Here is a 20328-nt window from a genome sequence, read left to right on the forward strand (position 1 = left end):
TTACGTCTATGGGAAGTAGGCCACACAGTTTCCGAAGCGAAAGTATTACCCGTACCTCACTATCGGTAGGGCGAGTAGCGGTAGGTGTGGGTCGTCGGGAAGTGGTAGCTGCCGTGGGGTTGCCCCGGCATGTGTTCGGGGTGCGGCGTGTCGAGAAAGTGCCGCGCACGTGCCCCGAGTGTGGCAGGATCACATGGAAATGCCACACATGCGCGATTGTGTTGGTGTACGCCACCCGAAGCGTGGTAGCGTGTGGCAGATCATACTCGATTGTGTCGTTTCGGACGCTTCGCCAGCTGGTGCAGTTCGCCTTGACGTGCGCGAAACGGGAGTGAGCAGGAGCATTACGTTCACGGTTTCCCATTGATGAAAGGTAGATCCCATGGGGAAATTCAATTGGAAGAAGACCGCAGTCGCGCTGACCGCGGGGCTGGCCGCCTTTGGCGCGACAGGCGTGGCGGTGGCCCAGGGCGGGTTGACCGCAAACCTCGCCCTGTCCGGGACGTTGTTTAAGGTGAGCATGACGCACCTTGACGGCGAAGACTTTGCGCTGTTCGTAGACAGCGAACAGATGCAGGAGGACAACACCATTCCCGTCGCGCGCCTCAAGTTCGGTCATGCCTATGCGTCGAACCTCTGCCTGTCCGCGAGCTTGCCGGATCTTCCAATGGTCGGGGAGGGCACCCTTGCCCTGCGCGCCAACGGCGACCAGAGCGTGGAGGTGCGCAACCTCCTGGTGGGAGCTAACGACATCAAGGGCGCGCTGCAGCTAACCGACGCCAACGTGGGCATCGATGCCAACCAAGTCACTCCGAAGGCCGCTCCCGGGACGTGGGGTCTGCACTCCAGCAAAGTCTCCTTGAGTGCAGACGACATCACCACTACTTCCATCGGTGTGGAGTATCTGTCCGCCTCCGGCGTGGGCGTGACCGTGGAGAGGGGACGTGAGAATGCCTGCGGCCTCTGATCCGAAAGAACCGCAAGATTCGCTTGACGACGGGGCGTCGACAAGCACTGCCGAAACCGCCGAACTCGAGCGAGTTGAGGCGGAGGACGCCGAGGAGCAGCTAAGCACTGCCCAGCGCTTCAAGCGGTGGCGTCGCAACCGGCCCTTCATTCCCGGCCTGCTCATGATGATCTCCGGGTTTGTCATCGCCGCGCCCGCCTACATCACCGTGCAACTTTCTGACATCCTGGTGATGATTTCTACGGTCTCCGGCGTCTCGACGCTGCTGATCGGCGTGCTGATGTTCATGTTCGGGCTGGGCTGCTGGCTGCAGCCAGCGACCGCCGTCTACCTCGGCGTACTCGCCATCATTGTGGCCGTGGTGGCCCTGCCCACCTCCAATCTCGGCGGCTTCGTCGTTGGCTCGCTCTTTGGCATCGTTGGCGGCTCGCTCGCGCTCGGTTGGGAGCCTGGGGAAGACGTGGACGCGCCGAAGGAGAAGCGCTCGAAGAAAAGGAGTGTCAAGGAAACCGAGCCGGAAGAGGAAGACGACGACTTCGATCCGTTCGCGGAGGAAGAGTTCGCAGGCTCGGAAGACGGCGACGAAGGCCGCGGCGGGAGCACCCGACTGGGTGGCTCGACGCTGAACTCGGTCGTCGCGCTCGCAGCAGCTACGGCAATTGTCGGCCTCCTGCTTGGCGACGCGCAGACCGTGTCCGCCGAAGAGACCGTACGCAAGGTCGCGCAACCCGCGCCGGCGGTGCAGCTCCCGCAGCTGCCGACCCCGCAGCTTGAGCTCCCGCAGCTTCCCGACGTCCCGTTGCCCTCCCTCAACGTCCCCCCGCCACCAGGCGGCGGGCAGCCGTCAGCACGCCCGAGCGGACAGGCAACAACGACGAGCGCGACCACCCCGTCGCCGAGTCCCACCCCGGGACCGGACGCCGGCGCGAGGGCCGCGGGCCCGCTCGCACCTGCGGCGACACCAGCCACGGTCACCGCTGACAAGGTCACCATTACCGGCAACGTGCACGCCACAATGGACTATGTCAACGTCGCGGGCACCCCGAAGCGCGCCCTGATCCTGACCGGTGATCGGCTCGTCGGCCGCAACCTCGGCCTGCAGATCCCGGGCTTCGGCGGCGGGGCGAAGCTGAGCACTGGCAACGTGGACACCAAGGTGATCGACGGCCCGGTCAAGATCGTCGCCACCGGCCTGACCGCAACCCCGGCAGTGCGCGACGTGCGCACCATCCCGGTGACCGTCAACCTGGACGCCGACATCAACTCGGTGCTCGACCAACTCGGCGTACCGGATCGCCACCCAGTGCCGAACATGGAGATCCCCGACATGCTGATGAAGGAAATCTCCCTGACCGGCGTGACCATGGAGATGGTCGCGCTCTACGGGACGAACTTCGACGCGCCGTCGGTGCGCCTCACGGTTCCCTAAACAGGGCGGGCTGTCCGGGTTTGTAGGGCCCGGCAGCTGCTGCCACGTGTTGGACATCGTGGGAGGGGCTGGCCGGGTCTTTTTGCTGTGGTGTGTCTCGTGCGGCTGACCCTGGTCTAAACGTTGGTTGTCTAAACGCTGGTCCAAATGGAGCTAGCTCCGTTTGGGGTTTCCGGCTTTGCGCGACCTGGGGTTTTGGTGGCGGCGCTGGTCTAAATGGAGCTAGCTCCGTTTAGGGTTGTCGGTTTTGCACGACCTGGGGTTTTGGCACCGGGGTGGTCTAAATGGAGCTAGCTCCATTTGGAGTTTTCGGTTGTGTGCGACCTGGGGATTTGTGGCCGGGGTTGGTCTAAATGGAGCTAGCTCCGTTTAGGGCACCGCGCAATGGAACCGCGCAGCGCCCCGCCGCACCCATGCAAAAGCGCCAGGCCCGCGAGATAGCGGAACCTGGCGCTTAATGGTGTATCGACAAACCTCGTACGACAAACCTAGTAGTGGAAGCCGCCCTCGGCTTCTGCCTTCTCGAAGGCGCGCGAGGCGATCGGCACCATGCGAGCCTTGCGAGGCAGGACGGAGAAGACCAGGCGCGTGCCGGTGGACAGTGCCTTGAGGCGACGGGCGTCGGACTTGGTCCACTCCCAGCCCAGGTTGTCGCGCAGCTTGTCCGGGATCATGCCGATGGCAACCCACAGGAGCAGCTTGGACACGTAGGGAGCGATCGGCTTCCACGCCCACTTCGGTACGGACGGGTCCGGGGTGTCCAGGGTCAGGCCGTTGATGATGCGGGAGCGGTCGATTGTCTCGCTGGGGCCCAGCTTGTCGATCATCGCGTCCATGTACTCGACGTATTCGTCGTAGGTCTTCGGGGCGTTGTCCGGCTCGGCGACGCCGTAGAAGCTGTACCAGGTGCGGCACTCCTGGAAGAGCTGTTCCTTTTCGGCGCGGGTCATGTCCGGCATGAAGTTGCCCGCGAGCAGGTACGGCATGGCCACGAAGGTGGCGTGTGCCCAGTAGTAGACCTCCGGGTTGAGCGAGTGGTAGCGCGAGCCGTCCGGGTGGGTGCCCTTGATGTCCTTGTGGAAGTCGCGGATCATGGAGCCGACCTCGGGGCCCTCGTAGACTGCGCGGATGATCGGGAACGCGGAGCGGACGAGGCGGGCGACTTCGTTGTCGAACACGTTGGACTGCTGCACCAGCGAGCGGCTGATGTCGCGCTGTGCGATCTGCAGCACGCCGGCGGACAGCGCGACGAAAGCGGAGCGCCAGTCGCCGAAGCGGTTCCACAGGATGGAGTCGGGGCCGAGCTCGGGCAGGCCCGCTTCCGGCGCGGCGATGTCGGTGACCGGGTCTGCCGCTGCTGCGGTGTCGGTGGTGTCGTTCTTGGGTGGGTGAACGGTAGTCATGTGTGTCTCCTTGAAGAAGCGGTGTAAGCGTTAGCCGGCGTGGGTGCGGGCGGACTTACGGGCCTCGTCCGCGTGGTTGGAGGCGCGCTGGAATGCGTGCGCGGCCGGGTCGAATTCGGACAGTTTGGAGCGGATACCGCGCACGGCACCGGGCTGGACGAGCCACTTGTCGCGCTTGACGGTCAGCGCGCCCGGGCCGCGGATCTCCAGCTGGCGTGCGTAGCGGCGGGCATAGTCGCCGCGAGCCTCAAACACGGCCAGCGGGTGGCGCTTGAGTGCGCGGTCGGTGGGGAAAGGGCCGTCGACAAACAGCGCGTTCGGCAAGCCCACAACCTCGGCACCGTAGTGGAGGTAGAGGTCGTCGGCGGCGATGTTCGGCCGTCCCGGCACCTCGATCCACGGCGAGGCCTCGCCGGTGGCGCGGATGAGGATGTCAAAGCGCTCGGTGCCGGTCGTGCCGTCGGCGCCGCTGAAGGTGACTTCCCACTGGCCTTCGCCCTCGTTGAACGCAGCCTTGGTCACGGTGGTGTTCGCGCGGAACTGTGCGCCGCCAGCGTTGACGGCCGCGGCGAGGTGGCGGGCGGCAGAAGCTGCGGAGCCGTCCACCTTGGTCACCTTCAAGTACGGGGTGCGGTAGCGGAAGTGCTTGGACACCGGCTCCGCGTCCGGGGCGGTGAGGTGGCCGCCAATCGTGCTGCGCATATCGAACAGCGTGGTGTCGAAGCCGGAGAACGAGCACTCGGCGGCAGCGGTGGCACCAGCCGGGCCGGCACCGATGACGGCCACCGTGGGCCGCCTGTACGGGTCAAACATGTTCGTTACCTTTCACAGTCGGCGCGAGTACGCCGTCGAGAGGAAGTGTGGATGAATTGTTGTAGATAATAGCGGACGATACGCAGCAATAGCGGTCACTTGCAAATTATTATGTGGCCCACGTTACCAATTCGCCGTCATGGTGCGCAGAGACAACAAAAGCGGGCATGCGGTGATCCATACCGCATGCCCGCGTGTCGCAGGGCGAAACCTAGTTTGCGTCGATATCCACGACGATCCGCGTCGGGTTCTCCAGCGTGAAGACGTGGAAACCGCGCTGGCGGTCGAGGCCGAGAAAGAACTGCGAATCCGCCTCGAAAATCGAGGCCAGGTACACGTCCTGCACACTGCGAGTGGACACACCCTTGGAACCGATCTGGGTAATCGGCTCGTCGTAGCGCATCATGTCGCCCGCAGTGCCCTGCACAATCAGCTCAAGGTGCGCCGCGCCCGGCACCTGCATCGGGTTGCCCGAGGCCTGCTGCCGCGGCGTATCCACGTAGCCGGCGAGGTAGCTGGGGGCACCGGTGCCCGCGTACTCAAACACGACCCTGTCGTAACCCTCGTGCTGGCCGACGCGAATGTCCTGCAGCATCAGATCCGCAGGTTGCGTCTGCGTCACGCGCACGTCCTCGACCTTGAAGGGGCTGCTCGCACTCGCCATGCGCTGGGGCTTCTCGCTTGTCGACGCCCCCTCGTCCCCCGCAGCCGCCGTAGTAGTCTCACTCGGCGTGCTCGCCTGCGCCTCCGCGGAGGCGGTTGTCTCGGTAGAGGAGGGGGCAGTGGTGGCGTCGTTGGAATCGGCGCTTTGTCCACACGCGGCAAGTGCGAGCGCGGAAGCGCACAGTACACCGGCGAGCGTGACGGCAGGGTGCGGACGGGACTGGTGGTGCGTGTGAGTCATGCTTTAAGTATATGGGTAGTGAGCTTGTGCTGGCCGCGACCTGTGTACGCCCGGTGCGGTGCACCTGCCGCCCGCGGGCTAGAGTTGCCAGCAACGGGTAACACGAAAAAGGCTGTAAAGGAGCACACCATGACTGCGAAGACTGTAAAAGTTGGCGTCCTCGGCGCGAAGGGGCGCGTCGGCACCGCCGTTGTCGCTGGGGTGAACAAGGCGGAGGATTTGGAGCTCGTCGCTGAGGTCGACCGCGGCGACAGCCTCGACGTGCTGGTGGACAACGGCGCGGAGGTCATCGTGGACTTCACCACTCCGGCCTCGGTGATGGACAACTTGGAGTTCTGCATCACCCACGGCATTCACTGCGTGGTCGGTACCACCGGGTTTGACGACGAGCGCTACGCGCAGGTCCGCTCCTGGCTCGACGCCAACCCGGAGGTCGGCGTGCTCATCGCGCCGAACTTCGCCATCTCCGCAGTGCTGACCATGGCGTTTGCACGCCAGGCCGCACCGTTCTTCGAGTCCGCGGAGGTCGTCGAACTGCACCACCCGAACAAGCTGGATGCGCCGTCTGGCACCGCGGTCAAGACCGCGCAGGGCATCGCCGAGGCGCGCAGGGAAGCGAACATGGCCCCGATGCCGGACGCGACCGAGCAGGCCCTCGACGGCGCGCGCGGCGCGGACGTCGACGGGGTCAAGGTCCACGCCGTGCGCATGCAGGGCATGGTCGCGCACGAGGAGGTCATCTTCGGCACGCTGGATCAGTCGCTGACTATCCGCCAGGACTCCTACGGGCGCGATTCCTTCGTGCCGGGCGTGCTCACCGGCGTGCGCCAGGTTGCCGAGCACCCGGGCCTGACGATCGGCCTGGACACCTACCTGGGGCTGTAGGCACATGGCTGTTTCTTCGCACTTGGATGTGCAGCTCATCGCCGCGACGACGTTTACGCCCCCGCAGTCGGTGGACTGGCAGCCCGAGGAGGGGGCCACGGACGCGGAGTCGCTCGTCGAGTTCGCCGGCCGCGCCTGCTACGAAACCTTCGACCGGCCCAACCCGCACACCGCGACCAACGAGGCGTACCTGCACCACATCCTCGACGTCGGCCACGATGCCCTGCTCGAACATGCCACCGCCACCCTCTACATTCGGGGCCTGTCGCGCTCTGCGGGCAACGAGCTGCTGCGTCACCGCCACTTCTCGTTCTCCCAGCTGTCGCAGCGCTTCGTGCACAACACCGACAACGAGGTCGTCGTCCCCGGTATCATCGCGCAGGACGAGGAGCTCAAGCGCATGTTCCTCGCCGCGGTGGACGACTCCCGCTTTGTCTACGAGGAGCTGCTTACGGCTCTCGACGAGCACATGGCCGCCGAGCCGAACGCGCTGCTGCGCAAGAAGAAAGCGCGGCAGGCGGCGCGCGCCATCCTGCCCAACGCTACCGAGACTCGCTTCGTGGTCACCGGCAACTACCGCACGTGGCGCGGGTTTATCGCCGCACGCGCCTCGGAGCACGCGGATGTAGAGATCCGCACGCTCGCAGTCGCGTGCCTGGAGATTCTGCGGGAGCAGGCCCCCGCGCTTTTCGACGACTTCTTGGTCAGCACGCTTGCCGACGGCACCCGCATGGCCACGAGTCCGTACGTGGCTTAAGGGGGCGTTGGCGGGGCGTCGTAAAGCAACTGCCCCGAACAAGCGGCGTGCTGTTGTACCACAACGGGGCCCAAGGGGGTAGGGTTTGTGGGCATGGGCACATCAATGAAAGCTAACCTCGGTGCAGAAGTCTTTGGCACCGTCTGCGTCGCAATGGTCACGCCGTTTGATTCTGACGGTGCACTCGACTGCGCCGCGGGCCGAAAGTTGGCAGCCCACCTTGTTGATCAAGGCATCGATTCGCTCGTCCTCGCAGGAACGACGGGGGAGTCCCCGACCACCACGGTGGAAGAGAAACTTGCGCTGCTCAAGGCAGTCAGGGAAGAAGTGGGGGACCGTGCGAAGCTGATCGCGGGCGCCGGCACGAACAACACGAAAACCTCGGTGGAGCTGGCGCAAGCCTCGCGCGACGCCGGGGCTGACGCACTGCTGGTCGTCACGCCGTACTACTCCAAACCCTCGCAAGACGGCGTGAAGGCGCACTTCACCGCGGTTGCGGAAGCGACCGAGCTGCCAGTCTGCCTCTACGACATCCCGGGCCGCTCCGGCATCCCCATTGACGGGGCCACGATCGCCGAGCTGGCGAAGTTGGACACGATTCAGGCGGTCAAGGACGCCAAGGGCGACTTCCTGGAGGCCGCACCGCTGATCCAGGACACTGGCCTGGCCTGGTATTCGGGCGACGATCCGCTGAACCTGCCGTGGCTGTCCGTGGGTGCGACCGGCATGATTTCGGTCGTGGGGCACGCGGCTCCGAGGGCGATGCGCGAGATGATCACAAGCTTCGAGGAAGGCGACCTCGCCCGCGCGCGGGAAATCAACGCCAACACCATGGCCGTCCTTGCTCACCAGCAGGGCGTGCTTGGTGGCGCAACTTTTGCAAAGGCAGCCCTGCGCCTGCAGGGCATCGACGTTGGAGCGCCCCGCCTGCCTGTCGTTGACGCGACGGAAGCGCAGCTCGAGGTGCTCCGTGAGGATATGGAAAAGGCTGGAGTCCTTTAAGTATGAACGAACCCCGTAATCGCTCCCGCAAGGTCACCCGCAAGGCGGGTCCGCCGGAGCCTGCTGAGCAGCAGCCCGCATTCAAGGCACCTGCACAGCAGTCCCCCAACAATGACGCCGACAACGGAAGCGGCAACGGACACACAGGCGGCAACAACGGTAACAATGGCGGCGGTAACGCGAAGCGCCAGGGTAACGGAAACGGCGGCAACCGCGGTGGGAACAACCGCAATCGTCGCCGCCGTGGTCGTGGTGGCTCGGGCGGCGGTCGTCGCAACCCGATGAAGTCCATGCAGGGCGCGGACCTGACCAAGCGTCTGCCGGCCCCGCCGAAGCCTGCGAAGGACACCCTGCGCATCTACGCGCTTGGCGGCATTTCTGAGATCGGCCGCAACATGACGGTCTTCGAGTACAACGGCCGTCTGCTCATCGTGGACTGCGGCGTGCTCTTCCCCAACTCCGGCGAGCCGGGCGTGGATCTGGTGCTGCCGGACTTCGGCCCCATCGAGAACAAGCTGGAAAAGATCGAGGGCCTGGTGGTCACGCACGGCCACGAGGACCACATCGGCGCGATTCCGTGGCTGCTCAAGCTGCGCCCGGATATCCCGATCTACTCCTCGCGCTTCACCAACGCTCTGATCGCGGCGAAGACGCAGGAGCACCGCCAGCGTCCGAAGCTGCACGAGGTGAACAAGGATTCCGAGGTCACGCTCGGCCAGTTCCGCCTGCGTTTCTGGCACGTCAACCACTCCATCCCGGAGTGCCTCGGCCTGTCTATCAAGACCGGCGCGGGCCACGTCGTGATGACGGGCGACGTCAAGGTCGACCAGACCCCGTACGACGGCAAGCCCACCGATATTCCGGCGCTTTCGCGGCTTGGCGACGAGGGCGTGGACCTCTTCCTCTGCGACTCCACCAACGCCACCATCCCGGGCATCTCTGCCTCCGAGGCGGGCATCGAGGACACCCTGATCCGCCTGGTCTCGCAGGCGAAGCAGCGCGTGGTCATCGCCTCCTTCGCCTCCAACGTGGCGCGCGTGCAGATGGCGGTCAACGCCGCAGTGGCGAATAACCGCAAGGTGGCCTTCAACGGCCGCTCCATGCTGCGCAACATGGAGATCGCGGAGAAGATGAGCCTGCTGAAGGCACCGAAGGGGACGATCATCCCGATCGAGGAAGCCGCGAAGATGGCACCCCACAAGACGGTGCTTATCACCACCGGTACGCAGGGTGAGCCGATGGCCGCACTGTCGCGCATGTCGCGCCGCGAGCACCGCCAGATCACGGTGCGAGACGGCGACACGATCATCCTGTCCTCCTCGCTCATCCCGGGCAACGAGGAAGCGGTCTTCGCCGTGATTAACAACCTCGCCCAGATCGGCGCGAAGGTGATCACCAATGCGGAGGAGCACGTCCACGCTTCCGGCCACGGCTACGCCGGCGAGCTGCTGCAGCTGTACAACGCTGCGCGTCCACGCAATGCGATGCCGGTGCACGGCGAGTGGCGCCACATGCGCGCCAACAAGGAGCTGGCAATCTCCACGGGCGTGCGCCCGGAGAACACCGCCCTGGCCCAGAACGGCGTGGTCGTCGACATGCAGGCCGGCAAGATCAAGGTGGTCGGCCAGTACCAGGTCGGCCAGCTCTACGTAGACGGCGCGACGATGGGCGACGTGGACCCGGACGTGCTGGCGGACCGTTCCTCGCTGGCTTCCGGCGGCGTTGTCTCCATCACCTGTGTGATCGACGACCGCACCGGCCAGCTCCTCGAGGCACCGCGCGTCTCCACCACGGGCTTCTCTGACGACGACCGCGACTTCAACAAGAAGCTCGTCGAAGCCGTCGAGAACGTGATGGGCGACCTTGCGGCCGAGGGTGAGAACGACCCGTACCGCATGGTGCAGCAGCTGCGCCGCAAGCTCTCCCGCTCGATCGAGCAGAAGTACAAGCGTGAGCCGGTGATCCTGCCAACCGTCGTGCCGATGGCGGCGGAGAACCTGCCTGTTGACGACGAGGACATCGAAGCCACCCGCGAGTCGCTCTAAGCACCACCCGCTTGGTTTCCGTACACCCCCTCGGCTTTTGGCCGAGGGGGTGACGTGTTTTTGGGCTTGGTCTGTTCGGACTTGGTGTGCGGCAGCTTACGGCCGAGCTCGTCCTGGGCGTGTCAGGTCTGGGCTGCTAAGCCTGGGCGTGCCAGGTCTAAATGGAGCTAGCTCCGTTTAGGGAAGTCGGTTTGGTGCGACCTGGGGTTTTGCAGGTGGCGTGGGTCCAAATGGAGCTAGCTCCGTTTAGGGGATTCGGTTTGGCGCGACCTTGGGTTTTGCAGGCAGCGTTGGTCTAAATGGAGCTAGCTCCGTTTGAGAAACCAAGATGAACTTTTGGACACGGAGTCCGAAGACTTCTTGGAGCACGCAGCGGTAGACTGAAAACTGCAAGGCGTGTGGAGTCTGCGACCGCAGACATTCGCGTCAAGAGCCATGCCCCGTTCACAAGCGCCTATCTGGTCGCGCAACTTGGAGGGGCATCGTGGATATGGGGAGAGCGGGCCCACCGTTTATTCGAATGAACCTTGTCCCGGCAGCAGTCTCTCCATGCAGACACATATTCAGCGAACTGCCAGACTAATTCCGCAGGGGCGGAAGTTCGGACGGGACGTTCATGCACTGGGTGCCGACAACAGCACCTTGTCCAGTAGTCTCCCAGACTATTTCCGCAGGGGCGGAAGTTTCACGCGAAAGGGATGACGCATGGCTGACAGGTGTATAGAATGTCGTGGCATGAAGACGCTTAGGAGAATGACCGCGGCGCTTCTCGCCGCCACAGTAATTTCTGTCCCTGTCATCCCTGCTGCATCAGCAGTGGAGGATGAGACCGACTGGACGGGTGGCCGCCCGCTGCCGGAAGGCACCGAGGTGCCCTACGAGCCCGGGTACGGCTCCAGCTGGAAGAACTACGACGCGATCAAGCTGGGCAACCCGGACTACCGGAACAGTGACGTCCAGGGAATCCGCGTTGTAGGCAACTATAAACCGGACACGATTATGTGCGTGATGAATTTCAAGGGCGGACTGGGCGAATGCTACGCCGACGGTAAGCAGGTTGTTGAGCTCGGCTGGGGTGCTGGCGGCAAGATCGTGACGACGGATCCGGTGGTCGCGGCGTTTGCGCCTGTCGTTCGTAGTTTTGTCTCTTTGGAGCGGCAGCTGTCTAGCTCTCGCGGCTAAGCTTGCGACGAAAGACTAGGGTAAAAGGCATGTCTTTTGCTTCTAGTGAACGGGAAAAGCTCGGCGCGCTGTTACTGGAACTCGGGCCGGACGCGCCCACGCTTCTTGAGGGGTGGCGCACTCGTGACCTAGCCGCGCACCTGTATGTGCGTGAGCAGCGCCTGCCTTGGATCGCCGGTGCGTTCGTGCCGGCGTTGGGCAAGGGTCTTGACCGGGAGATGGAAGCTGCCAAGCGCCGGCCTTATGCGGAAGTTGTCGCTGACTGGTTGGCTGGTCCCAACCCAGTGGTGGGCGCGCTTTTTGGCCCGGCGAATGAGGGTGAGCACTACATCCACCACGAGGATGTCCGCCGCGCGCAACCAGGTGCCGTGCCCCGCGAATTCAGCGCGGTGACGCAGGCGAAGCTGCTCAAGCTGGCCAAGCGTTACGGCAAGCTCACGCTGCGGAAAGCTCCGGTGCCGGTGATTTTGACTCCCGAGCATCTCCCGCCGGTGACGTTGGGGGAGCGCGCAGGGGTCGCGGACAAAGGGGACCGCGTTGTGCGCGTCTTTGGTCCGCCTGCCGAGCTGCTGCTGTGGGTGACGGGACGTACGTCGGCTGCGCAGGTGCGCGTCGATGGTGGCGGACTGCTCGCCGGTTACGACATCACTTTGGGCTAAAACGGCGCAAACTTAGCGGGGTGGTGCGGAAGAAAGTCCGCACCACCCCGCGATGCCTCTGTGAATAATGTGACTTGAGGTATTAGAGTTGCACCCATGTCTGTCAAAAATTCCGCCCCACGCTCAACCCGCCCACAGTCCGGCGGGTCGTCCGCGCGTCGCAGTGGCCCAGTGTCACTGACGCACCCACCGACTTCGTCGATGGTCGCGGCGGAAACCACCGACGAGCGCGTTGGTTCTGCCACGCGGGCGGTTGGCCGTTCGTTAGGCTCGGCCGCCCGCGGGGTGGGCAGTGCCTTCGGTTCGCTGACGAGAAAGCTCGGCAGTGCGCGCCGGAAGCACGACGATGAAGATATAGACGACGATTTCGACCTATTCGACGACGAAGAGGAGCACGTGCAACCAGACCGCAGGCGCGAGCGCAGGAGGAAAAACGGCAGCACCCTCGAGCACCCTGGCACCAGCCGCTACAGCGAGAATGCTGAGGCCAGCGAAGCCGCTGATCCGCAATACGAGGAGGCTGACGCGCACCAGTCGCGCACGCCCTACCGCGGCACCTTCGCCGAGCACGCTGATGCTTGGGGTCTCCTACTGATTGGTCTCGCCGCGGTCATCGGTGCCTCGGTGTGGTTGGATATCGCCGGCCCCATCGGCGAGCTGATCGCCAAGGCTACCCACTGGGTAATCGGGGCGGGCGCGCTCATCCTCCCGGTGCTGCTCGTAGGTGTCGCCATCGCGCTCATGCTTAACGTGCGGGCCCCGGGCGAGGTGCGCACGCGAGTCACGATCGGGCTGAGCATCATCGCTGTGGCGATGCTCGGACTCGTGCACGTCTTCGCGGGCAACCCCTCTGACTGGGAGACCCGCCGCATCGCCGGTGGCATCATCGGTGCCTACACCGGGGGTGTGCTCGCCGCCGGTTTTTCCTCCTACGTGGCGGTACCGCTCCTCGCGCTCGTGATTGTCTACGGGGCACTAAAGACCACTGGCATTACCGTGCGCGAGGCCTACGACATGGTCGTCGCGTGGGTCAACGACCTTGTTGACTCGGCCCGCAACCCAGAGGCGGATCTCGACGAGGAGTGGGACGACGAAGACGACGACCTCTACAGTCACGTCGAGCGAGATCTGGATGACATCGCGGAAGGCCGCGAGCGTCGCCGACCCCGGCCGCGTACAACGCCGCGAACGGAACGCCAGCCCCGCGAGCGCGACACCCACTACGGTGAGGACACCGAGCAGCGCCCGCGCAAACGCCGCGTGCGCAAGACTCGCACGCCACTGGACAACTACCCGGCGGACGGGCGCGATGTCGCCCCGGCGAGCGACGTTGGCGAGGAAGGTCGCGACGACTTCGGCGAGCCGGTCACGGAAGCTTTCTCGGCCCCAGAGCGCACTCAGCAAACCGAGCGCACTGAGCGGACGGAGCGCCGTGGGCGTCGTCAAGCACAGCCCGAGGAGACGAAGGTGCTCTCTCGTGGGGCGGACATTGCCGACGCCGCGGGGAAGACCGCAGCCGCAACCGTCAAGGGTGCAGGCCGGACTGCGGCGGCTGCCGCTGGTGCCGCCGGCGTGACCGCGGGCGCAGCTGCTGCCGGCAAGGCCGCAGCTGCGGGGCAGGCTGCCGAAGCCGCCGGGGACGCGGTGGCAAGCTCGCGTGACGCGGTGCGCAAGGCGATCGTGGCCCGCTCGGGTATCGACGCCGCCGCGGTGCCCGCCTCCACGCCGAAGTCGGAGCTGGAGGCCGCAGATGCCGACGCAGCGCCGACCCAGCAGTTGGCGCGGAAGGTGGCGCGGGATACGGACTACACGTTGCCGTCGACAAGCTTGCTCATCGAAGGTGACGCCCCGAAGACGCGCACCGAGACCAACGATCGCATGATCGAGGCGATTACTGATGTCTTCGAGGAGTTCAAGGTCGACGCCCAGGTCACCGGGTTCTCGCGCGGGCCGACAGTGACGCGCTATGAGGTCGAGCTTGGGCCAGGTGTGAAGGTTTCGAAGATCACCAACCTGCAGTCCAACCTCGCGTATGCAGTGGCGACGGATAACGTGCGACTGCTCACCCCGATTCCGGGCAAGTCTGCGGTGGGCATTGAGGTCCCGAACCGCGACCGCGAGATGGTGCGCCTGCGCGACGTGCTGGATGCGCCGAAGGTCGCTGCCGATGAGGACCCGATGCTCATCGGGCTGGGCAAGGACATCGAGGGCGACTTCATCGCCTCTTCGGTGCAGAAGATGCCGCACCTGCTCGTTGCGGGTTCCACCGGTTCCGGTAAGTCCGCGTTTGTGAACTCGATGCTGGTCTCGCTGCTCACGCGCGCCACCCCGGAGGACGTGCGCCTGATCCTGGTGGATCCGAAGATGGTGGAGCTGACCCCGTACGAGGGCATCCCGCACCTGATCACCCCGATCATCACGCAGCCGAAGAAGGCCGCGGCCGCGCTGCAGTGGCTGGTCGAGGAGATGGAGCAGCGCTACCTGGACATGAAGCAGGCACGCGTGCGTCACATCAAGGACTTCAACCGCAAGGTGCGCAGCGGCGATATCCAGGCCCCGCCAGGCTCCGAGCGCGAGATGCGGCCGTACCCCTTCATCGTCTGCGTGGTCGACGAGCTCGCCGACCTGATGATGACCGCGCCGAAGGAGATCGAGGAATCGATCGTGCGCATCACGCAGAAGGCACGTGCGGCCGGTATCCACCTGGTGCTGGCCACGCAGCGCCCATCGGTAGATGTGGTCACGGGCCTGATCAAGACGAACGTGCCCTCGCGCCTGGCGTTCGCGACCTCGTCGCTGACGGACTCCCGCGTCATCCTGGATCAGGGCGGCGCCGAGAAGCTCATCGGCATGGGCGACGGCTTGTTCATCCCGCAGGGGGCCGGCAAGCCGCAGCGTCTCCAGGGCGCATTCGTCACGGACGAGGAGATCCAGGCGGTTGTCGACGCCGCGAAGTCCCAGGATGAACCCGACTACGTCGAGGGCGTCACCGAGGAAAAGCAGGCGGAGAAGAAGGTCATTGACGACGACATCGGCAAGGATCTCGACGACCTGCTCGAAGCAGTCGAGCTCGTGGTCACCTCGCAGCTCGGCTCGACCTCGATGCTGCAGCGCAAGCTGCGCATCGGTTTTGCCAAGGCCGGCCGCCTCATGGACCTGATGGAATCGCGCGGCGTGGTCGGCCCCTCCGAAGGGTCGAAGGCACGCGAGGTGCTAGTCAAGCCCGAGGAGCTCGAGACCATCATCTGGATGATCAAGGGGGCCGACCCGGCCGAGGCTCCGAAGGAAGCGGATGTGGGGGACGACGGGGTGTCGGCAAGCGATGGATCGGATGCTGACGATGAGACCCGCACCGTGCAGGCAACCTACAACCCGACTGGCGGCGCGTTCTAGATGCAGCAGCGCAGCTCAAAGCGGATCTCGTTGGTTCTGTTTGACGGGTTCGAGCTGCTCGACGTGGCCGGCCCACTGGAGATCTTCTCAAAGGTTGCTGGCTGGGAAACTACGTTGCTTTCCCCTGATGGGCGGCCTGTGCGCTCGTCTCAAGGGGTTCGCTTTGAGGCCGACCGCGACTATTCGTCGCTCAGCAGCGATGTAGTGTTCGTCCCAGGAGGGAAGGGGACCCGCGAGTTGGTGCGCGACGAGTGCTTCCTCAGCCAGCTACAAATCCTGGCGCGCGAAGCTCACGTGGTGATGTCGGTGTGCACCGGCTCGGCGCTGCTAGCCGCGGCAGGACTCCTGGAAGGTCATGCGGCTACGAGCAATAAGCGAGCGTTTACCTGGGCCACCAGTTTCGGCCACGACATTGACTGGCGTCGCTCGGCCCGTTGGGTGCACGATCGCGACCGTTGGACGTCATCTGGAGTCTCAGCTGGAACAGATATGGCGATGGCGTTCGTTGCTGATGTGTGTGGTGAGGCAGTCGCTCGTGAAATCGCGAACGCGGTCGAGCTTCGTCTCCACCTGGACCCGAACGATGACCCTTTCGCTGTGTAGGCGCCACTGACCTCAGCGGACGGTGTCTTCTCGCTTCGTGCTCCCGGTGGTGTAGAGTTGGACGCGCTTGGAGGGGAGTACCCCGTAAGTGCCCGGATCGTCAGCACGGCAGCGCACCTCGCGCCCCGGTCTGGGCAGCCCCATATCAAGGGGTGGGGGAGACCTCCGGTCATTTCATCGTAACTTCTGACCGGAGGAAAGCTTATGCATGTGCCTCTTTCAATTTGGCTGCTCACCTCAGCGGTGATCCTCGGATTCTTCATCTTCGACTTCTTCTCACACGTGCGGAACGCGCACGAGCCATCGATGAAGGAGTCCGCCGGGTGGGCCGGGTTCTATATGGCCATGGCCTGCATCTTCGGCGGTATTGTCTGGTGGCTGTGGGACGCCGAGCACGGGATGCAGTTCTTTACCGGCTACATCACCGAGTTGTCGCTTTCGGTGGATAACCTCTTCGTCTTCGCCCTGATCATGGGCGCGTTCAAGATCCCTCGCGCCTACCAGCAGAAGGTGCTGCTCATCGGCATCGTGATTGCGCTGATCTGCCGCCTCGCATTCATTCTGCTCGGTGCGGTGATCATCGAGGCGTGGTCCGATGTCTTCTACCTGTTTGCCGTCTTCCTGCTGTACACCGCAATCAAGCTGGTCTACGACGAAGCGACCGACCAGGAAGACCCCGACCCGAACGACATGATGGTGGTCAAGACCCTGCGCAAGGTCATTCCGGTGACCAGTTCGTACCACGGCGACCGGCTGGTTTCGGCCACGCAGGCTGGCAAGAAGGCCGTCACCCCGCTGTTCGTGGCGCTGCTGTCCATCGGGTTTGTCGACGTGATGTTCGCCTTCGACTCCATCCCCGCCATCTTCGGCATCACGCAGGAGTCCTTCCTGGTCTTTACCGCCAACGCCTTCGCGCTGCTGGGGCTTCGCCAGCTCTACTTCCTGCTGAACGGGTTGTTGGACAGGCTGGTATACCTGCCTTACGGCCTGGCGGTCGTGCTCGGCTTCATTGGCGTCAAGCTGCTGCTGCACGCCCTGCACGAGAACAACCTGTCGTTTATCAACGGCGGCGAGGGCCTTTCCGTCCCGGAGATCGGCACAGTCACCTCGCTGCTGGTCATCATCGGCGTGCTGGCAGTGACCGCGGTTGCTTCCATGATCAAGGATCGCGCGGACATCAAGGCCGGGCGCCTCGACCCGGATGGGCCGTCGTTCCACATTGACTACGACGACCACGGCAACCGCCGCAAGGTCGACCGCGATGGCCATCACATCGAGTGGATCGACGACCCGGCAACCTCCGGTAAGGGCGACCACACGGCGACCGGCTCGCGCGAGACGGACCACTTACATGTTGCCCGCGGCGGCAAGCCGAAGCAGGGCTAGACCCGGGCTTAATCTCCGGCGAAGATGTTGCTCACCGGGTTCCACTCGTGGACTTCACGCCCGGCCAGCGCCCCTTCGACCGTGTACGGGTCAGCGTCCATGATCTCCTCAGCGTCGGCCACCGATGCGGTATCCGGCAGCTGGAGGATGATCAGTGCCTGCTCCCCGCCCGCGTAGGGGCCGGAGCCGACAATTCGGCCCAGCGAGAGCTGGCTGGAGATGAACTCGCGGTGGGCGGGACGGGTGGCGTCGACAAGCGCGGTGTCGGAGCCGTAGGTATAGGTAAATGCAAAATACTTCATGGGTGGCAGTCTAGGCCACGAGCTATGGGTGAGTAGGGTGGTGGGCGTGAACACTCAGTCCAATTGGAATTTGCCGAACGCGCTGACCTCTTTGCGCATCCTGTTTATTCCGGTGTTTGCGTGGCTCGTGCTCGCGCAACATTGGTGGTGGGCGTTCGGGCTGTTTGTGGCGCTCATGATCACGGACAAGCTGGACGGGGACATCGCCCGCGCCAGGAACATCGTGACCGACTTTGGCAAGATCGCCGACCCCATCGCCGATAAGGCGCTGATGATCACGGCGCTCGTCACGCTCAATATCGCCGGCCCGCTGCCGGTGTGGATCACGGTGGTGATCATCGTCCGTGAGCTGGGCATTACCTTCTGGCGGATGTGGATGCTGCGCCAAGGCCACGTCGTGCCCGCCTCCAAGGGTGGCAAACTCAAGACGGTGCTGCAAACCCTCGGCGTTGGCATGTACCTGTGCCCGCTGCCCGGCTGGATGGATATCCCGACGCTGATTGTCATGCTGATCGCGGTCGCCGTCACCGTGGTCACCGGCGTGCAGTACCTGGTGGATGCGCGGAAGGCCAACGATGGAGCGTGAGCTTGTCCGCTTAGCGACGGGCGCGGGTCTCACCCTCGCCTTCTGCGAGTCTCTCACTGCGGGGCTCGCTGCAGCCACCGTGGCGACTGTGCCCGGCGCCTCCGCAGTACTGCGCGGCGGGCTGGTCACCTACGCGACGGAGCTCAAGGAGACGCTCGCCGGGGTACCTCATGAGGTGCTCGCCGCGTATGGTCCGGTGAGCCCGCAGACGGCGCGCGCCATGGCTGAGGGCGCGCGCCGTACCTGCCGTGCCGACTACGGTGTCTCGCTGACCGGCGTGGCCGGGCCGGACTCCCAGGACGGCCACCCGGTCGGGGAAGTCTGGATCGGCGTGGCGACGCCTGCGCGCGGCTTCGCGGCGCCAGCTGGGGGTGACGCGCTGCTGCAGGGTTCGCGCCAGGAGATCCGGAGCGCCGCTGTGGACGCTGCGCTACGGATTCTTGTAGATACGCTGCGGGAAGATCTTTCTGCCCGCGACGGGAACAAAACAGAGACCTAGACCGTTATTACTCGTGATGGCAACAACAACTCTTGTACACGAAGCACCGATGACCCGCCCCGCCGCGCTTGCCGGCGCGGTGGATGACGCACTGCACTCGGGCGCGCCCGGGTGCGAACCGCTGCTGCGCGAAGCGCTCGGCATGTCGCTGCGCGCCTACCGCGCCGACAAGAACGTCACGCTGCGCGAGCTGGCCAAGCAGGCGCGCGTGTCCTCCGGGTACCTTTCCGAGCTGGAACGCGGCCGCAAGGAAGTCTCCTCGGAGCTGCTCGCCGCAATATGCGCTGCGCTGGACACCACGGTGGCGGAGCTGCTGATGGAAGTGGTGGCGAATATGTCGCTGCATTCCATCCAGGAGGAGCTGGCTTCCACTTCTCCGGCGGCAGCGGAAGCGTAATGGCACCGGCCGCACTACAGTAGTGACTACTTAGTGTGATCGACCAATAAACGAAAGGTCTTTGAACTCCGATGGCTAACCCATTTGTAAAGTTCTGGAACTACCTCATGGCCCTCTTCGATAACAAGATCGAAGAGAACGCTGACCCCAAGGTGCAGATTGAGCAGGCGATCAGCGAGGCGCAGCGTCAGCACCAGGAGCTCTCGCAGCAGGCTGCTGCCGTCATTGGCAACCAGCGCCAGATCGAGATGCAGCTCAACCGTCGCCTCGAAGAGGTAGAGAAGCTGCAGGCCAACACCAAGCAGGCACTGCAGCTGGCGGACAAGGCCCGCGCGAACAACGACGCGCAGAAGGCCCAGGAGTACGAGAACGCCGCCGAGGCGTTCGCTGCCCAGCTGGTCACCGCCGAGGAGAGCATCGAGGAGACCAAGCAGTTGCACGACCAGGCGCTGCAGCAGGCAGCCCAGGCCAAGCAGGCCGTCGAGCGCAACGCGGCACACCTGCAGCAGCAGGTCGCGCAGCGCTCCAAGCTGCTCAGCCAGCTGGAGCAGGCCAAGATGCAGGAGAAGGTCTCCGAGACCATGCAGTCGATGAACTCGATCACGGCGCAGGGTCCGAACCTGGACCAGGTGCGCGACAAGATCGAGCGTCGCTACGCCAAGGCGCTTGGCTCCGCAGAGCTGGCGCAGAACTCCGTCCAGGGCCGCATGGCCGAGGTGGAGCAGGCAGGCATCCAGATGGCTGGCCACGGCCGTCTCGAGCAGATCCGTGCAGAGATGGCGGGCGAGCTGTCCTCCGGGCAGAAGCCGGCGATCGAGGGTTCCGCTGATGCTGGCTCGGGCGCTGCAGATGCTTCCGGCGCGAACGTGAGCGATGACGCGGTGGCACAGCGCATGCGCGAGCTGCGCGGCGAGAGCTAAGCCGAACAGTTACAGCGCCAGGGGGAGGCTTCCCCTGGCGCTTTTTCGTTGGGTCTTTTGGGGTGGCTCGCTTGGCTCGCCTACATGACGAAACCAGGACGACGAAGACGTCGCGATTTTCGTCAATCAGCGGCCACTACGTTCGTCATGTAGCTCGGCCGCGGGCTAAACAGCGCAGATCGGAGCTCGATACCGT

19 protein-coding genes are annotated in these 20328 nt (G+C 64.5%); 15 read left to right on the forward strand and 4 right to left on the reverse strand.

Annotation, left to right across the window (positions count from 1 at the left end; translation table 11 throughout):
• Positions 1-382: 382 nt before the first annotated feature.
• The gene (locus HMPREF2550_RS06920; RefSeq protein ID WP_070790465.1) at positions 383-967 is read left to right on the forward strand and encodes a DUF6230 family protein; all 585 of its coding nucleotides are present in this window, start codon (positions 383-385) and stop codon (positions 965-967) included.
• Positions 951-2396: a DUF6114 domain-containing protein gene (locus HMPREF2550_RS12390; protein WP_070790466.1), complete on the forward strand. Its 1446-nt coding sequence runs from the start codon at positions 951-953 to the stop codon at positions 2394-2396. Before HMPREF2550_RS06920 ends, HMPREF2550_RS12390 begins: the two co-directional genes overlap by 17 nt.
• A gap of 488 nt (positions 2397-2884) precedes the next feature.
• Here the strand turns inward: HMPREF2550_RS12390 and HMPREF2550_RS06930 are convergent, their stop codons facing one another.
• From HMPREF2550_RS06930 to HMPREF2550_RS06940, 3 genes are all read right to left on the reverse strand, one after another.
• On the reverse strand, positions 2885-3799 hold the full coding sequence (locus HMPREF2550_RS06930) for an oxygenase MpaB family protein (RefSeq protein WP_070790467.1): 915 nt from the start codon (positions 3797-3799) through the stop codon (positions 2885-2887).
• Positions 3800-3829: 30 nt separating this feature from the next.
• The gene (locus tag HMPREF2550_RS06935) at positions 3830-4612 is read right to left on the reverse strand and encodes an NAD(P)-binding protein (RefSeq protein WP_070790468.1); all 783 of its coding nucleotides are present in this window, start codon (positions 4610-4612) and stop codon (positions 3830-3832) included.
• A 211-nt stretch (positions 4613-4823) separates the two neighbouring features.
• The gene (locus HMPREF2550_RS06940; protein WP_141760550.1) at positions 4824-5516 is read right to left on the reverse strand and encodes an AMIN-like domain-containing (lipo)protein; all 693 of its coding nucleotides are present in this window, start codon (positions 5514-5516) and stop codon (positions 4824-4826) included.
• 129 nt (positions 5517-5645) lie between these two features.
• Between HMPREF2550_RS06940 and dapB the strand changes: the two genes are divergently transcribed.
• From dapB to HMPREF2550_RS06985, 9 genes are all read left to right on the forward strand, one after another.
• Complete coding sequence (gene dapB / locus HMPREF2550_RS06945) at positions 5646-6401, forward strand: 4-hydroxy-tetrahydrodipicolinate reductase (protein ID WP_070790470.1); 756 nt, start codon at positions 5646-5648, stop codon at positions 6399-6401.
• Positions 6402-6405: 4 nt separating this feature from the next.
• A complete protein-coding gene (gene thyX / locus HMPREF2550_RS06950; RefSeq protein ID WP_070790471.1) occupies positions 6406-7158 on the forward strand; it encodes an FAD-dependent thymidylate synthase in 753 nt (250 codons plus the stop codon).
• A 93-nt stretch (positions 7159-7251) separates the two neighbouring features.
• Entirely contained in the window at positions 7252-8160 is a 909-nt protein-coding gene (dapA, locus tag HMPREF2550_RS06955; protein WP_070790472.1) for a 4-hydroxy-tetrahydrodipicolinate synthase, read from the forward strand.
• Positions 8161-8162: 2 nt separating this feature from the next.
• Positions 8163-10205, forward strand: coding sequence for a ribonuclease J (locus HMPREF2550_RS06960; protein WP_070790473.1), 2043 nt, complete (start codon positions 8163-8165; stop codon positions 10203-10205).
• 735 nt (positions 10206-10940) lie between these two features.
• On the forward strand, positions 10941-11387 hold the full coding sequence (locus tag HMPREF2550_RS06965) for a hypothetical protein (RefSeq protein WP_141760551.1): 447 nt from the start codon (positions 10941-10943) through the stop codon (positions 11385-11387).
• A 29-nt stretch (positions 11388-11416) separates the two neighbouring features.
• Complete coding sequence (locus HMPREF2550_RS06970) at positions 11417-12046, forward strand: TIGR03085 family metal-binding protein (protein ID WP_070790475.1); 630 nt, start codon at positions 11417-11419, stop codon at positions 12044-12046.
• 96 nt (positions 12047-12142) lie between these two features.
• Complete coding sequence (locus tag HMPREF2550_RS06975) at positions 12143-15439, forward strand: FtsK/SpoIIIE family DNA translocase (RefSeq protein ID WP_083319828.1); 3297 nt, start codon at positions 12143-12145, stop codon at positions 15437-15439.
• Positions 15440-16042 carry a DJ-1/PfpI family protein gene (locus HMPREF2550_RS06980; protein WP_070790477.1) on the forward strand — a complete coding sequence of 201 codons (603 nt, stop codon included), beginning with the start codon at positions 15440-15442 and terminating at the stop codon, positions 16040-16042.
• A 204-nt stretch (positions 16043-16246) separates the two neighbouring features.
• Positions 16247-17428 (forward strand): TerC family protein, encoded by a 1182-nt coding sequence (locus HMPREF2550_RS06985; protein WP_070790478.1) that lies wholly within the window; start codon positions 16247-16249, stop codon positions 17426-17428.
• An 8-nt stretch (positions 17429-17436) separates the two neighbouring features.
• Here the strand turns inward: HMPREF2550_RS06985 and HMPREF2550_RS06990 are convergent, their stop codons facing one another.
• Positions 17437-17730 carry a YciI family protein gene (locus tag HMPREF2550_RS06990; protein ID WP_070790479.1) on the reverse strand — a complete coding sequence of 98 codons (294 nt, stop codon included), beginning with the start codon at positions 17728-17730 and terminating at the stop codon, positions 17437-17439.
• On the opposite strand from HMPREF2550_RS06990, the gene pgsA reads away from it, so the two are divergent.
• From pgsA to HMPREF2550_RS07010, 4 genes are all read left to right on the forward strand, one after another.
• On the forward strand, positions 17729-18316 hold the full coding sequence (pgsA, locus tag HMPREF2550_RS06995) for a CDP-diacylglycerol--glycerol-3-phosphate 3-phosphatidyltransferase (RefSeq protein WP_070790480.1): 588 nt from the start codon (positions 17729-17731) through the stop codon (positions 18314-18316). The genes HMPREF2550_RS06990 and pgsA overlap by 2 nt on opposite strands.
• The gene (locus tag HMPREF2550_RS07000; RefSeq protein ID WP_070790481.1) at positions 18306-18815 is read left to right on the forward strand and encodes a CinA family protein; all 510 of its coding nucleotides are present in this window, start codon (positions 18306-18308) and stop codon (positions 18813-18815) included. Before pgsA ends, HMPREF2550_RS07000 begins: the two co-directional genes overlap by 11 nt.
• Before the next feature lie 16 nt (positions 18816-18831).
• The gene (locus HMPREF2550_RS07005; RefSeq protein WP_070790482.1) at positions 18832-19212 is read left to right on the forward strand and encodes a helix-turn-helix domain-containing protein; all 381 of its coding nucleotides are present in this window, start codon (positions 18832-18834) and stop codon (positions 19210-19212) included.
• A gap of 71 nt (positions 19213-19283) precedes the next feature.
• Positions 19284-20132 carry a PspA/IM30 family protein gene (locus HMPREF2550_RS07010; RefSeq protein WP_070790483.1) on the forward strand — a complete coding sequence of 283 codons (849 nt, stop codon included), beginning with the start codon at positions 19284-19286 and terminating at the stop codon, positions 20130-20132.
• Positions 20133-20328 lie beyond the last annotated feature (196 nt).

Origin of the sequence: Corynebacterium sp. HMSC074A01, from assembly GCF_001831515.1 — a bacterium.
Taxonomy (GTDB): domain Bacteria; phylum Actinomycetota; class Actinomycetes; order Mycobacteriales; family Mycobacteriaceae; genus Corynebacterium.

What these genes read in the sequence shown, in the direction of transcription:
- pgsA (WP_070790480.1), top strand. Translation starts at nt 17,729, where the DNA reads ATGGGTGGCAGTCTAGGCCACGAGCTATGGGTGAGTAGGGTGGTGGGC.
- HMPREF2550_RS06940 (WP_141760550.1), bottom strand. Translation starts at nt 5,516, where the DNA reads ATGACTCACACGCACCACCAGTCCCGTCCGCACCCTGCCGTCACGCTC.
- HMPREF2550_RS06965 (WP_141760551.1), top strand. Translation starts at nt 10,941, where the DNA reads ATGAAGACGCTTAGGAGAATGACCGCGGCGCTTCTCGCCGCCACAGTA.
- HMPREF2550_RS06985 (WP_070790478.1), top strand. Translation starts at nt 16,247, where the DNA reads ATGCATGTGCCTCTTTCAATTTGGCTGCTCACCTCAGCGGTGATCCTC.
- HMPREF2550_RS06920 (WP_070790465.1), top strand. Translation starts at nt 383, where the DNA reads ATGGGGAAATTCAATTGGAAGAAGACCGCAGTCGCGCTGACCGCGGGG.
- HMPREF2550_RS07000 (WP_070790481.1), top strand. Translation starts at nt 18,306, where the DNA reads ATGGAGCGTGAGCTTGTCCGCTTAGCGACGGGCGCGGGTCTCACCCTC.
- HMPREF2550_RS07005 (WP_070790482.1), top strand. Translation starts at nt 18,832, where the DNA reads ATGGCAACAACAACTCTTGTACACGAAGCACCGATGACCCGCCCCGCC.
- dapB (WP_070790470.1), top strand. Translation starts at nt 5,646, where the DNA reads ATGACTGCGAAGACTGTAAAAGTTGGCGTCCTCGGCGCGAAGGGGCGC.
- HMPREF2550_RS12390 (WP_070790466.1), top strand. Translation starts at nt 951, where the DNA reads ATGCCTGCGGCCTCTGATCCGAAAGAACCGCAAGATTCGCTTGACGAC.
- HMPREF2550_RS06990 (WP_070790479.1), bottom strand. Translation starts at nt 17,730, where the DNA reads ATGAAGTATTTTGCATTTACCTATACCTACGGCTCCGACACCGCGCTT.
- HMPREF2550_RS06935 (WP_070790468.1), bottom strand. Translation starts at nt 4,612, where the DNA reads ATGTTTGACCCGTACAGGCGGCCCACGGTGGCCGTCATCGGTGCCGGC.
- thyX (WP_070790471.1), top strand. Translation starts at nt 6,406, where the DNA reads ATGGCTGTTTCTTCGCACTTGGATGTGCAGCTCATCGCCGCGACGACG.
- dapA (WP_070790472.1), top strand. Translation starts at nt 7,252, where the DNA reads ATGGGCACATCAATGAAAGCTAACCTCGGTGCAGAAGTCTTTGGCACC.
- HMPREF2550_RS06970 (WP_070790475.1), top strand. Translation starts at nt 11,417, where the DNA reads ATGTCTTTTGCTTCTAGTGAACGGGAAAAGCTCGGCGCGCTGTTACTG.
- HMPREF2550_RS06980 (WP_070790477.1), top strand. Translation starts at nt 15,440, where the DNA reads ATGCAGCAGCGCAGCTCAAAGCGGATCTCGTTGGTTCTGTTTGACGGG.
- HMPREF2550_RS06960 (WP_070790473.1), top strand. Translation starts at nt 8,163, where the DNA reads ATGAACGAACCCCGTAATCGCTCCCGCAAGGTCACCCGCAAGGCGGGT.
- HMPREF2550_RS06930 (WP_070790467.1), bottom strand. Translation starts at nt 3,799, where the DNA reads ATGACTACCGTTCACCCACCCAAGAACGACACCACCGACACCGCAGCA.
- HMPREF2550_RS07010 (WP_070790483.1), top strand. Translation starts at nt 19,284, where the DNA reads ATGGCTAACCCATTTGTAAAGTTCTGGAACTACCTCATGGCCCTCTTC.
- HMPREF2550_RS06975 (WP_083319828.1), top strand. Translation starts at nt 12,143, where the DNA reads ATGTCTGTCAAAAATTCCGCCCCACGCTCAACCCGCCCACAGTCCGGC.